The organism is Fibrobacter sp. UWR2, assembly GCF_002210285.1.
In the GTDB taxonomy this organism is placed as follows: domain Bacteria; phylum Fibrobacterota; class Fibrobacteria; order Fibrobacterales; family Fibrobacteraceae; genus Fibrobacter.
Genome location: NZ_MWQE01000002.1, coordinates 26,226 through 38,929 on the forward strand (window position 1 = coordinate 26,226; position 12,704 = coordinate 38,929).

Consider the following 12,704-nt stretch of genomic DNA (forward strand, 5'->3'; position numbering starts at 1 on the left):
GGAATGCAATTTGTTGATAAGTTAAGAGCGAAACCGGCGGTGCAGAAAGCCGAGAAGTTTTTCCCGGCTGTGGCTTTTCTTGCCGGTTTCAGCTGGGATTCCATAACACTCGGGCAGCGCATCGACCAGACGGACCTCGCATTCCTACTGGCGTATTATGTTGGGGCCTTTATTCTGGTGTTGCTGCTTTCGGCTCACCTGGAACATCCGGAAGGTTGGACCAAGGAACGCCTGAAGGCGGCAAAGTCCATGACTCCGGCCCAGAGCGCAAAGCCTGCGACGCAGACGGTGGCTACAGTGGATGCCGGTGCGGATAACATCAAGGCTGCTGAACCCGCTGAGAAGCCCGCGCCATTTGCCGCATCGTCCAGATTTTCTACGGTTGCGGGCAAGATGGCGAACTTGACAAAGCCTGCGACAACCGCTGTTGCGTCAAAAATCAAGAATGTAGCCGATGCTTCCGCATCCAAAATCAAGAATGCGGCAGACGCTTCGACTGCAGGAGCCAAGAAGTTTGCCGGCAAGATGGGTTACGAATCCACATCTGTCCCGAAGAACGCTATTGTCGTGCACCATCGGTTCCTTGACCGCGAATGGAGCGAAGCCTGGAAATCCCGCTTCACGTGGATGATGCAGTTCTGTTTCGGTAGCATGTACAGTGCGCTTGTTGTGTGCTATTTCAAGAGTAGTGGCTCGCTTGCTTCCCTTATCCTCGTGTTGATGCTTGCTGTTCTTTTGGTGGGTAACGAATTCCTGCAGAAGAAGTATGAAAGTTTTGGAGTGAGTCTCGCGTTCTTCTGCCTGCTCGGGACGATGTTCATGAATTTCACGATTCCGCACTTGGTACACCGTATCGGATTCCTGTGGTTCTTCTTGAGTACGCTTGCTTCTTTCGGGGTGTGCATAGGTATCCAGAGGCTTTCGCATCACAAGAAGCGCGTGCTCATCGCGCCCGCCGTTATAAGCACGGCGCTTATCGTTGCCTACGTGATGAACTGGGTCCCGCCTGTACCGCTTGTCCTGAAACAGCAGATGGTATGCCAGAATTTCGACAGGACGAACTATTCCTGCGATATCGATGACCCGACATTCTTGCAGACCATCGGGGTGAAACTCCCGTCGGTACATCGCATCGATGGGGCCGAGGTCTATTACCTGTCGTCGGTCTACGCTCCGGCTGACCTGAAGGCGGAACTGGAATACCGTTGGTACATGAAGGACGAGGCAACTGGCGACTACAAGCTTATCGACAAGGTGTCCTCGGGCCGGATGGTGATGCGTGGCGGGCGCGAGGCAGGCTACCGCAGTTATACGAAGAAAAAGGATCCCGCTCCAGGCCGTTACCTTGTGGAAACGGCCTACAAGAACGGCGCTGTCATTGGATCGCAGAAGTTTGAAATCTTTAATGATTCTCCTGCGAAAAACGGCTATGTCCGTGATTCCCTACAGTAACGCATGAAGGCTCCCCGCGACATGTACTTCGAAAGCGAGGTCCGGCCGGAACAGAACGGCCGCCCCCTGCTTGATTCCCTTGTCGACCGATTCACCTACCATAGCCGTGAGGAATGGATAGACCGTTTTGAACGGGGCCTAGTTTCGGTCAACGGCGTTGTTGCAAACCTTGAAACCATAGCGCATAAGGGTGACAAGGTCGTGTATCATGTGGAAAACTACGAGGAGCCGGAAGTCCCGACGGATTTCGATACGGTATTCGAGGACGACGAGTTTATCTTGGTTGCAAAGCCTGCGGGTATTCCGGTTCACCACACGGGGCGCATTTTTTACAACACGTTTGCCTCCGTTGTCCGGCGTGCGACCGACTGCGAGACCGCGACCCCGATGCACCGGCTTGACCGAGATACGGGTGGCCTCATGCTTTTTGCAAAATACGCGGAGACGGCAGCCCGGTTCCAGAAGAACCTGGATCGTATCCTGCTCCGAAAATTCTATCTCGCGGTAGTTCGTGGCGACTTTCCTCACCAGGAATTCCGCTGCGATTTTCCCTTGCGCGAAGATCCGGCGAGCCCCTTGCGAGTAAAGATGTTCCGGTTCGAAGACGGTAAACCCTGCTCGACCGTTTTTCGCAAGTTAGTTGTCTTTGAACGCGACGGTCAGACGTATACCGTGCTAGAATGTGAACTTCTGACCGGGCGCAAGCACCAGATCCGTGCCCACCTTGCCGAACTCGGGTTCCCGATCGTCGCCGACCGCCTCTACGCCCAGAACGGCTTCTATTATGATAAACTAGCCCGTGAGGGCCTGACTGAAGAAGATTATCGCGTTCTCGGGGCCCGCTACCACATGCTTTATGCATATAAGGTGGAACTGCGTCTCCCGTACTGGGATACCCCCCGCGATTTCAAGAGTGTCAATTTCCCCACAGAAATGAAAAATCTTTTAGCAGATTTTGCTATTTTTTAGCCTGAAAAGTCGAACCTATGTGGTTCAAGGAGTAGAAAAATGAAATGTAAAGTCCTGCTGGGCCTTGCCACCGCCGCCTTGGTGATGACTGCCTGTGATAATGTTCCTGCTGGTAAGACTGCTGCTGAGATTAAGCTGACTTCGACGGACGACCAGAAGTTCGCCTACATGCTGGGTGCCCAGTTTGCTCTCCAGAATTTCAAGATGATTCCGCTGCAGATGGGCGAGGAACTCGACGAGGACGCCCTTGTCCAGGGTATTGTGGATGGCTACAAGTCCGATAAGGATTCGAGCTTCAAGCTGCAGGTGGAAGCCGATTCTCTGAGGAGTATCGGCTTTGACTACAATTCCAACGCCCGTACCCGTATGGAAAAGATCCGTCCGGATAGCGCTACGGTGGCTTCCTTTAACGGTGACCAGTCCAAGTTCCGCGCCTACATGGATTCTGCCATGAAGGCCCAGCCTGTCGTGAAGGCTCCTGCTCCTACGAGGCAGCCTGTGGTTCTCGGTGCCGAGGCTACCCGCAACCAGAAGTTCTCTTACTTTATCGGTGTGCAGTTCGAAAACCAGTTTGTCAACATCGGTGCCCAGTTCCAGACGGAATTCGACTTGGATTACTTTGTAATCGGTGTACGTGAAGCTGCCGCGAAGGTGCGCGATACGACGCTCGCCCTTACGCTCCCCGACGATTCCCTCAGGGCTGTGGGCGAACGCTATAACGAGAAGATGAAGGTTCTCCGTGAAGAAGCCGTGAAGAAGGCTCAGGAAGAAGAAGCCAAGCTCAAGGAAGCAGTGAAGGGCCTCCGTGGCGACACGCTCGTGAACGGCATGCCTGCCAAGATGAACTACAAGGTGAAGGTTACCGGCATTACGAACAAGGCCGAAAACCTCGAGACCTGGGCTGGCAAGCCTCTCCTGATTTTCTACTTCTCCGCAACTTGCGGCCACTGCGCCCATGCTGCTCCGCAGATCCTCGAAATTGCAAAGGAATTTGCCCCGAAGGGCCTGACCACGGTGGCTGTTGCAAGCGGTGGAAACAACAAGTCTGGCATCCGCAAGTTTGCCGACAACGCCAAGTTTGACGATACCATCAACATCGTGTGGGATGAAGCCCGTCAGTTCGGTGAACTCTACAGCGATGGCTACGTCCCGAAGGTCTACCTCGTGAATCCGGATGCATCGTACAAGGAATACGTTGCTTTCGAAAGCGAGAAGGATACCCTCAAGCAGGAAATTGCCGCCCTCATGGAAGGCAAGCCTGTCGTGTGGAATATCGAACCGCCGAAGCCCGCAGTGGTTGACACGCTCAAGCCCGCTGCCGCAACGAAGTAGTGTCTATAAACGCACAATACGATGTCGTCGTAGTCGGTGGCGGTCATGCCGGCATCGAGGCGACGCACGCCGCCTGGAAACTCGGTGTAAAGACCGCCATGCTTACGATGGATATTAACGCCATCGGGCGTATGAGCTGTAACCCGGCCGTAGGCGGGGTGGCGAAAGGCCAGATTGTGCGCGACATCGATGCACTCGGTGGCCTGATGGGGCTTTTGACCGACAAGGCCGGCATCCAGTTCCGCATGCTCAACATGAGCAAGGGGCCTGCCGTGTGGGGCCCACGCGCCCAGTGTGACATGAAGTATTACAGCGAGATTGCCCGAGAGGTCATTACGAACCTTCCCGGGCTTTCCGTTATCCAGGGGGAACTTGCCGCGTTTGAACGCATGGCAGATGGCCGCCTGGAACTCACGCTTTTGAATGGCGACCGCTACGTGACCCGTGCACTCGTTGTTACGAGTGGTACCTTCCTTGCCTCCAAGATGTTTACTGGGCTCGAGACGAGCATCGGTGGGCGAGTGGGCGAGCCGAGTGCGGACAAACTTTCGGAATGCCTTGCGTTTAACGGCATTGCGTTACGCAGACTCAAGACGGGTACGCCGAGCCGACTTGATCCGGATTCCATCGACTTTAACGAATGCGACGTGCAGCGCGGCGACGATGTCGCCTGGCCCATGAGTGACCGTCACGTTGCCGAGACTGTTCCCGGTCGCGATGCGGACTATTTCTGGGGCGATGCTCTAAACAAGTTTGTACGTAACGATTGCGTTTGCTGGATTACACGTACCAACATCAAGACGCACGACATTCTGCGGAGCGGGTTCAAGGATAGCCCGATGTTTAGCGGGCGTATCCACGGCAAGGGCCCGCGCTATTGCCCGAGTATCGAGGACAAGATCAACCGCTTTGGCGACCGTGACGGCCACCAGCTATTCCTTGAACCGGAACAGGCGGATATCGGTCGTGTTTACATCAACGGGTTCAGCTCGAGCCTCCCTGCAGATATCCAGCTTGCAGCCATCCACACGATTCCGGGCCTTACGCGCGCCCGTGTGTTGCAGATTGGCTATGCGGTAGAATACGATTCTGTCGATGCTACGCAGCTTTACCCGACGTTCGAATGCAAGAAGGTTCCGGGCCTGTACTTTGCTGGCCAGGTCTGCGGTACGAGCGGCTATGAAGAGGCCGCGGGTCAGGGACTCCTGGCGGGAATCAACGCGGCTCTGAAAATAAAGGGCGAAGGGCCCTTTATTTTAGGTCGTTCCGACAGTTACCTAGGGGTGATGGCGGACGACCTCACGAACATCCTGCTGGACGAACCGTACAGGATGTTCACGAGCCGCGCCGAATACAGGCTTTTCCTCCGTAGCGACAATGCGGAAACGCGTCTGAAGGAGCGCGCTCACGAAATCGGGATGATTTCGGATAGCGACTATGCCGACTGGAAACATCGCCTTGACCTGATGGATGCCGCTCGCAAGCGCCTTGCTGAAGAATCAGCCACTCCGGACCAGGCGAATATTATCCTTGCCAGCGGGGGACAGGCCCTTGCGAGCGAACGCTGCCGCTGGATTAACGTATTGCGCCGTCCAGGAATTGATCCGGAACTGTTTTTCCGGACCGCGCTCCCGGATATGACTCTTGCCCGCCGTGACCAGTGGTTCATGTATGCCGAGGAAATCTATGCCGGCTTCTTCGACAGGCAGGCCCGCGAAATCGACGACCAGAAGAAGATGGAAGCGGTTCGCCTGCCCGAGAACCTGGACTACATGCAGGTGACTGCCATCAGCATCGAGAGTCGCCAGCGCCTGAACGCCCACAAGCCGCTTACTCTCGGCCAGGCTAGCCGCGTGCCTGGCGTACGCCCTGCCGATATCACGGTCCTTGCGCATTGGCTTGAAAATCGCTAGACTGGCTTTGCGGTTTGAGGGGCCTCACTTGCAAATTTCGCCAAAAAATGCTATCTTTGGGCCGTCAAATTAACATAATTGTCTAAAGACAAATTTCCAAGAGGTACATTATGGCAGAAGAAACAGAAGTCAAATCCACCGAAGAAGTCAAGCCTCAGGAACCGAAATCCAAAGAAAAAGCTCAAGAAAAGAAGGCTCCGGCCAAGAAGAAGCGCCCCCTGAACGCCAAGCGCAAGGGGGCAGCTCCTGCTGCCAAGAAGCCGGCCGTTTTCAGTGATTCCCTGGAAGACCGTTTCCCCGCCCTCGCCGCCAAGCTCAAGAAGCAGATCGAGGACGGCATCAAGCAGAAGATCAAGGATGCGCAGAACGACCCGAAGGTCAAGGCTGCCTCCAAGAAGTTCGCTGCCGAAAAGTAATCTAGATTTCTTTGACTTTTGACGCCCTCGGTTCGCCGAGGGTGTTTTTTTATGTCCGGCATTCTTGAATTTCTATATTTGCGTTCATGATTAGCATTACCAAGCTTTTGATGGATTCCCCGAATTACGGCGACCAACTGCGCTACGAACCAAAGGCGCACGAATGCAAGAACGGAGTGGCGCCGGGTCGCGGTCCCGTTGTGGTGTGGAACTGCACCAAGACCTGCAATCTGAGTTGCGTGCACTGCTATGCTCGCTCCGAGGCCATCAAGTACCAGAACGAATTGACTCACGAAGAGGGAATCGCCCTCATAGATCAGTTGGCCGATTTCAAGGTGCCGGTAATCCTCTTTAGCGGTGGCGAGCCTTTGCTTCGTCCCGATTTTTTTGAACTTGCGAACTATGCGGCAAGCAAGGGAATCCGCCCGACCATCAGCACGAACGGAACCTGCATTACGCCCGATGTTGCCCAGAAACTCAAGGACATGGGTGTGGGCTACGTGGGTATCAGCCTCGATGGCTGCGAAGCAACGCACGACAAGTTCCGCGGCAAGGAGGGCGCCTACAGGCTTGCACTCTGTGGCATCCGCAACTGCGTAGCGACCGGTCAGAAGGTGGGCCTGCGTTTTACGATTACGCGCTACAATGTTCAGGATCTGAATGCAATTTTTGACCTGCTTGAAAGTGAAAATATTGACCGTGTGTGCTTCTACCACTTGGTGTATAGCGGGCGCGGTTCCGCGATGGTTGCAAACGATTTGAACCATGAAGAAAGCCGCAAGGCGATGGACTTGATTATCGACCGCACGCTCGATTTCAAGAAGCGCGGGATCGACAAGGAAATTCTGACGGTAGATAATCACGCTGACGCTGTTTACCTGTACCTGCGCATGAAGCGCGAAGACCCTGCCCGTGCCGAGAAAGTACTGGAACTTATTCAGCGTAACGGCGGAAACCGCAGCGGCATGGCCTTTGGCAACATCGACAGCATTGGCAACGTTCACCCTGACCAGTTCACGCAGTACATTACGCTCGGCAACGTGCGCGAACGCAGCTTCGGTGAAATCTGGAGCGATGAAAGTAACCCGATTATGGCGGGTCTCAAGAACCGCAAGCCGATTCTGAAGGGACGCTGCCCCAAGTGCACCTACCTGAACCTTTGCAACGGGAACTTCCGCACCCGCGCCGAAGCCGTGACGGGCGACTTTTGGGAACAGGACCCGGCCTGCTATCTGACGGACGAGGAAATTACAAATGTGTAATGAGTAACTAATAATCTCACATCACACATTTCACATCTCACATTCTTTATGACTGCTCTTGAACAAAATCTCCTCGCCATTATCCAGGACGCCTTCCCGCTGGAAGAGCGCCCGTACCAGGTATTGGCGGGGCGGCTTGGCTTCGACGAGCAGAGCACTTTTGCTGCGGTCGAGAGTCTGCGCAAGTCGGGTGTTATCCGCCGTATCGGTGGAGTGTACGATTCCCGTAGGCTCGGTTTTGTTTCGCGTCTTTGTGCGGGCAAGGTTGCCGATATTGATAGATTTGCGGCTACGGTCAACGAAATTTCTGCGATTACCCACAATTACGTCCGTTCCCACGAATACAATGTCTGGTTTACAGTTATTGCTCAGTCGGAAGGCGAAATCCATGCGATTGTGGACGGGCTTTGCGCAAACACGGACCTTCGCGACGTGCATGTCCTTTCCGCAACGAAGAAGTTCAAGATAAACACGGTGATGGGTACTGCCGCGCTAAAAACTGAATCGTCAATGCGAGTGGAGAAAACTGAGTCTGCCGCGAGCGGAGCGTGGCGGAAGCAATCTCCTGTCTGCGTCTTGTCTGGTCCAGACCAATCACGAATCAGCCTCGCCTGTACCGATATTCCTCACACGCTCACGCCCTTCAAGGACTGGGGCGTATCTACCGAAGAGCTCCGCGACGACCTCGCCCAAAAGAGAATGCGCCGCTTTGGGGCAATCCTCCGGCACCAGGATGCGGGCTTTGCCTACAATGCGATGGTCTGCTTTGCGACTCCTTCCGATGCCGGGACAGTTCTTGCGCAGAAGCCCTATGTTTCCCATTGTTACGAGCGGCCCGTATTTGAAGGCTTCCCGTACAATCTGTACGCCATGATGCATGCGCAGTCCGCTGCTGAACTCGACCAGTATATAAAAGATGCCGCAGCTTCTATCGGCAATCCCGAATACGCTGTCCTCAATTCCGTGCGCGAACTCAAGAAAACGAGTTTCCGCTTTTTCGAATAGGGCTCTTTATTTACAACAGATTGAAGTACGCACCAATACGGTGACCAGTCTCGAACCCGAACAGCGTTCCCTTGTGAATTTCATAGTCTAGCCCGATTCCAATCGGGACTTTAAATAAACTAAATGAACGGGAAACGTCGAAGCGGAACTTGAAACCGGAATATCTGTCGTCCATGCTGCTGTATTTTTCCTCGAGATTCAGGTTCTTTGAATCATGAAACCGTGTCTGGAAAAGTGCAGTCTCGCTAATCTTCCAGCCCGTTCCTTTTTCCTCGTCCCACCGAAGTTTCCATACGAACGACGCCTTTATCCCGATTTCGTCGCCGGGCTTGTAGTTTTTGTCTTCAAGGAATCTGTTATAGCGTAGTGATGTCCCGAGCAGGAGAGACTTTGAAAAAGGTAGATACACGAATGGTTCTATGTTTAGCCTGTGGAATCTCTGAAGCCGGGATCCTTCGCCGGGCGGGAATCTCCACCCCCAATCAAGTCCGATGTGCCTGAATATTATGCTGCGGAATCCGACATATGTCTCGTTGAAGCCGTTAGTGTGTAAGTTGCAGTAGTTGTGGACGTATCCTTTTGTGGAATATTCGTAACTGTATTCCATGAAACGGTACGAGACATCGGCATACAGGCTAAAGCGTTCCGTGGGGGCGAACTCTATCGAAAATCTTGTGTCGAAACTGTAAACGTCTTCGTCTAGCTCGAATGTGCCTTCGGCAATGGCATGGGTGGTGGGAGGGGTAATCGGATGCAATACCTCGGTAGCCACGCAGTGGAGCGTGGTACATAGCAATATCAGTCCGAGTCTCTTGAACATTGTCATAAAAATATATTATTTTAACAAATGAATGAATTTCTTTTGGCGAAAACTTGCTGTTCCTGTGCTGCTGTCGTTGATTTTTAGCAGTTGCGTGTGGGACGTACCCGAGGAAACGCCTGAATTTCTTCCGTTGAATGATTCTGAGTATCCGTATGCGGATTTGCCCCGCATTGTCATCGAAACAGAAGATTTCCGCGAAATTCGTGACCGTGAGACGGAATTCCCGTCGCATTTGCAGATTTATGGCCAAAGTGCCCCCGAAAGCGAGGTCTATTCGCTGACGGTACGTGGCCGAGGTAATTCCAGTTTTATGATGCCGAAGTATGGCATGAAACTGGAATTTGATGATAAAGTAAGCCTTCTGGGAATGCCGGAGAATCGCGATTGGGCATTGATTGCAAATTACGGCGACAAGACCCATTTGCGAAACTTCATGATGACTCGCCTTTCGGAATGGCTTGGCGCCCGCTATACACCGCGCTGCCGGTATGTGGAACTCTATCTTAATCGCAAGTACATGGGGCTATATCTGCTTTCCGAGACGGTGAAGGTCGGGAAGAATCGCGTGAATATCGCCAAGAACGATTCTTCGTTCCTGTTCGAAAAGGAAAGCAGCAAAAAGCAGGATTCGCCGTTCGTCACGTCGTCGATGGGATTTTCGTTCCATGTAAAGAATCCGAAGAACCTTAAACCCGAGTCGGCTGCAATGCTTGTCGACCAACTGAACGAGTTCGAAGAGTTCATGCGTGATGGCGAATCCTCCAGCGGGAGACAGATGCGTGAATGGATTGACATAGACGATTTTATCCTTTATTACTGGGTACAGGAGTTCTCGAAAAATGAAGACGGTAATTTCGGTCGCAGCATATTTATTTCGTGGGAGAAGGGGAACCCGATGCGGTTTGGCCCTCTCTGGGATTTCGATATCTCGTTTGGGAACGAGTCGTATAAGAAGAACCGTGGCGCTGATGGCTGGTACATAGTCCGCTATAAATGGTTCAGCCGTATATTCAACAATCGGGAAGTTCGTCCCAAGGCGTTGGACTATTGGTTTTATCACAGGGATACGTTCCGTGCGCTTATTGACAGTGTTCCCTTGTATGCCTCGAATATTTCACGCGCGCTTAAAAATGAATACAAACGCTGGCCTATTATGGAAAATACAGAGAACTGGGCACTCAAGGAACCCTTCAAGGATTATGACGAGGCCCTGGATTCGATGGTGGCTTGGATGAAAACTCGGTATAAGTGGATTAACAACGAACTGAGCAAGTCCGTCAAAAAATAACAGCCCCTTAATTTTCTAAATTGTCTCCATGCGCAAAATCTACATGGCAGGCATGAGCCACAAGGTGGCAGAAATTGCAATCCGCGAAAAGTTCTACATCGCGATGGATGTCAAGACTGCTGCGCTTGAAAAATCCCCGTTTGACGAACTCCTGATCCTTGCGACCTGCAACCGCACTGAAGTCTACGTGGCTTCTGACCGAGTAATTGACGAATCGGAACTTGTGCGGTATGTGTGTGGGTTGGCAGGGCAGAACTACGACGATTTTGCCAAGTTTTTCTATTTCAAGTCGGGAGATGAGGTTGTCCACCATGTGATGAACGTGTGTGCCGGGCTCGATTCTGTGGCGGTGGGCGAGGACCAGATATTACACCAGATTGGCCGTGCATACGAGACGGCACATTCGCTCCAAGCGACGGGCAATACCCTGAACAAGTTGTTCCAGGGGGCAATCCACACCACCAAGCGCATCAAGACCGAGACGAACCTGAGTAAGCTTAGTTGCAACATCCCGTTCTTGGCGATGAAGCAGGTGCTGCATACGTTTAACGACCTTGAAAACCGTACCGTGTATATTGTTGGGCTTGGCGAAATGGGTTCGCTGATGCTCAAGTATGTGCAGGAATACACGACGAACATCTATGCTAGCAGCAAGACATTTGCGAATGCCGAAAAGTTCGCGGACGTGCTTACCCCCGTGAAGTACGAGGACCGCTATAGCGTGCTGGGCAAATGCGACGTGGTTATCCTCTGCAGTGCCTGCCAGGAACCCATCGTCACGAAGAATGAATTTTCCGGCGCCGGAAATACATGCCACTTGGTAGTTGACCTCGGTAGCCCGCGCAATGCGGAAGCAAGCGTCGGGGAATTGCCTGGCGTGGAATACGTGTGTGTCGATGACCTGGAAAAGATTGTTTCCGAGAACCGCCGCCTGCGCATGGAAGAATTAGATGCCGCGCAGAAGATTCTGAAGGAAGGCATTGACGAGTTCGTGCACTGGAACAGCATGGATGAGGTCTCGAAAGAGATAAATGTGTATGCGGAACGCATGGTGCGCTCGGCAAACGAAGATGCCGAAAAATTGTTGCGGTCGATGCCGGACTTGCCGGAAGAAGACTGTAGGCGGATTGCGATGATGTACGAGCGCTTTGCCAAGAAGATGGCAAATGACTACCTGTACAAGGTGAAGGCCGGCAATTCGCCCGAAGACGTGAAAATTTTCCTTAAATGTCTAGATCAGTCTGACAAACGTCATTCCGCACTTGATGCGGAATCTCTGGGAGGGGAGAATTAGATGCGAGACTCCTTGCTACGCATTGCGACCCGCAAGAGCGCCCTTGCCGTGGCGCAGACTACGCTTGCCGCCAAGGTCCTCGTGTCGTCGAACCCTGGGCTTGAATACGAACTCGTGCCGATGACGACCGAGGGCGACCGAAGGCTCGACAAGTCCCTTGCGAGCTTCGGTGGCAAGGGCGTGTTCATCAAGGAACTCGAAGTTGCCCTGCTCGAAGGCCGCGCCGACATTGCGGTGCATAGCCTCAAGGACATGCCGGCAGAAGTTATGCCGGAATTCAAGTTGGCCGCAGTCCTGAAGCGTGAGGACCCGCGCGATGCGTTTATTGCCCACGGGGGAGTGAACGGCAAAAGGTTCATGGACTTGCCCTCAGGTGCCCGCGTCGGTACGGGCAGCATCCGCAGGGTAGTGCAACTCAAGGCGCTCCGTCCGGACCTGGAATACGTGCCTATCCGCGGGAACATCCAGACGCGTCTCTCGAAACTTGAAGAACTTGACGGCGTCGTGCTGGCGGCTGCCGGCCTCAAGCGCATGGGCCTTGCTGACCAGGTGACGGAGTATTTCGATACGGACAAGGTATTGCCGGCTTCTGGCCAGGGAATTTTGGCCATAGAGACTCTGGCGGATAACGCGCAGGTTGCGGGCATCCTCGCTCGTGTAAACGACGCTCCCACCTATTGCATTGCCGTTGCCGAGATGGCCTTCCTCAAGGCGCTCAATGCGGGTTGTCAGTTCCCGGTGGCGAGTTTTGCGGAATTCGTCCAGGGTTCGGGTGCCGAGAATGCGGACGCTGCGCCGGTAATGAAAATTCGCGGAATCTACTGGGACGAGGCGTCTAAACGGTTGCTCCGTGCGGAATGTTGCGGTCCGGTTATGACAATTGAGGCGGCGCGCGAGGCGGGAATTGCTCTTGCGGGCAAGATTCGCGAACAGCTATAGTGTATTGAGGG

General features: G+C 53.4%; 11 protein-coding genes. 10 read left to right on the forward strand and 1 reads right to left on the reverse strand.

From position 1 onward, the window contains the following. Positions 1-3 precede the first annotated feature (3 nt). The 7 genes from B7994_RS04230 to B7994_RS04260 all read left to right on the forward strand — a co-directional run bounded on the left by B7994_RS04230 (position 4) and on the right by B7994_RS04260 (position 8,349). The gene (locus tag B7994_RS04230) at positions 4-1,452 is read left to right on the forward strand and encodes a DUF2914 domain-containing protein (RefSeq protein ID WP_144063747.1); all 1,449 of its coding nucleotides are present in this window, start codon (positions 4-6) and stop codon (positions 1,450-1,452) included. A gap of 3 nt (positions 1,453-1,455) precedes the next feature. Further along, the gene (locus B7994_RS04235; protein ID WP_088637252.1) at positions 1,456-2,421 is read left to right on the forward strand and encodes a pseudouridine synthase; all 966 of its coding nucleotides are present in this window, start codon (positions 1,456-1,458) and stop codon (positions 2,419-2,421) included. A gap of 39 nt (positions 2,422-2,460) precedes the next feature. Continuing rightward, a complete protein-coding gene (locus B7994_RS04240) occupies positions 2,461-3,753 on the forward strand; it encodes an FKBP-type peptidyl-prolyl cis-trans isomerase N-terminal domain-containing protein (protein ID WP_088637253.1) in 1,293 nt (430 codons plus the stop codon). Next, a complete protein-coding gene (gene mnmG / locus B7994_RS04245; protein ID WP_233143017.1) occupies positions 3,753-5,666 on the forward strand; it encodes a tRNA uridine-5-carboxymethylaminomethyl(34) synthesis enzyme MnmG in 1,914 nt (637 codons plus the stop codon). The genes B7994_RS04240 and mnmG overlap by 1 nt, the downstream gene beginning before the upstream one ends. A 110-nt stretch (positions 5,667-5,776) precedes the next feature. Beyond that, positions 5,777-6,082: a hypothetical protein gene (locus B7994_RS04250; protein WP_088637254.1), complete on the forward strand. Its 306-nt coding sequence runs from the start codon at positions 5,777-5,779 to the stop codon at positions 6,080-6,082. An 86-nt stretch (positions 6,083-6,168) separates the two neighbouring features. Then, on the forward strand, positions 6,169-7,344 hold the full coding sequence (nirJ1, locus tag B7994_RS04255; protein WP_088637255.1) for a putative heme d1 biosynthesis radical SAM protein NirJ1: 1,176 nt from the start codon (positions 6,169-6,171) through the stop codon (positions 7,342-7,344). Between the two features lie 48 nt (positions 7,345-7,392). After that, positions 7,393-8,349 (forward strand): Lrp/AsnC family transcriptional regulator, encoded by a 957-nt coding sequence (locus B7994_RS04260; RefSeq protein WP_088637256.1) that lies wholly within the window; start codon positions 7,393-7,395, stop codon positions 8,347-8,349. A 10-nt stretch (positions 8,350-8,359) separates the two neighbouring features. Here B7994_RS04260 and B7994_RS04265 read toward each other — a convergent pair whose 3' ends face one another. Further along, positions 8,360-9,145 carry a hypothetical protein gene (locus tag B7994_RS04265; protein WP_144063748.1) on the reverse strand — a complete coding sequence of 262 codons (786 nt, stop codon included), beginning with the start codon at positions 9,143-9,145 and terminating at the stop codon, positions 8,360-8,362. 55 nt (positions 9,146-9,200) lie between these two features. Between B7994_RS04265 and B7994_RS04270 the strand changes: the two genes are divergently transcribed. The 3 genes from B7994_RS04270 to hemC are packed head-to-tail and all read left to right on the forward strand — an operon-like array spanning position 9,201 to position 12,693. Then, a complete protein-coding gene (locus B7994_RS04270) occupies positions 9,201-10,460 on the forward strand; it encodes a CotH kinase family protein (RefSeq protein WP_088637258.1) in 1,260 nt (419 codons plus the stop codon). A 28-nt stretch (positions 10,461-10,488) separates the two neighbouring features. Continuing rightward, entirely contained in the window at positions 10,489-11,754 is a 1,266-nt protein-coding gene (gene hemA, locus B7994_RS04275) for a glutamyl-tRNA reductase (RefSeq protein WP_088637259.1), read from the forward strand. After that, the gene (hemC, locus tag B7994_RS04280) at positions 11,755-12,693 is read left to right on the forward strand and encodes a hydroxymethylbilane synthase (RefSeq protein WP_088637260.1); all 939 of its coding nucleotides are present in this window, start codon (positions 11,755-11,757) and stop codon (positions 12,691-12,693) included. Positions 12,694-12,704: the final 11 nt, after the last annotated feature.

Coding starts and splice junctions, on each gene's coding strand:
- hemC (WP_088637260.1), top strand. CDS start 11,755: ATGCGAGACTCCTTGCTACGCATTGCGACCCGCAAGAGCGCCCTTGCC.
- B7994_RS04270 (WP_088637258.1), top strand. CDS start 9,201: ATGAATTTCTTTTGGCGAAAACTTGCTGTTCCTGTGCTGCTGTCGTTG.
- B7994_RS04235 (WP_088637252.1), top strand. CDS start 1,456: ATGAAGGCTCCCCGCGACATGTACTTCGAAAGCGAGGTCCGGCCGGAA.
- B7994_RS04250 (WP_088637254.1), top strand. CDS start 5,777: ATGGCAGAAGAAACAGAAGTCAAATCCACCGAAGAAGTCAAGCCTCAG.
- B7994_RS04260 (WP_088637256.1), top strand. CDS start 7,393: ATGACTGCTCTTGAACAAAATCTCCTCGCCATTATCCAGGACGCCTTC.
- B7994_RS04240 (WP_088637253.1), top strand. CDS start 2,461: ATGAAATGTAAAGTCCTGCTGGGCCTTGCCACCGCCGCCTTGGTGATG.
- nirJ1 (WP_088637255.1), top strand. CDS start 6,169: ATGATTAGCATTACCAAGCTTTTGATGGATTCCCCGAATTACGGCGAC.
- B7994_RS04230 (WP_144063747.1), top strand. CDS start 4: ATGCAATTTGTTGATAAGTTAAGAGCGAAACCGGCGGTGCAGAAAGCC.
- hemA (WP_088637259.1), top strand. CDS start 10,489: ATGCGCAAAATCTACATGGCAGGCATGAGCCACAAGGTGGCAGAAATT.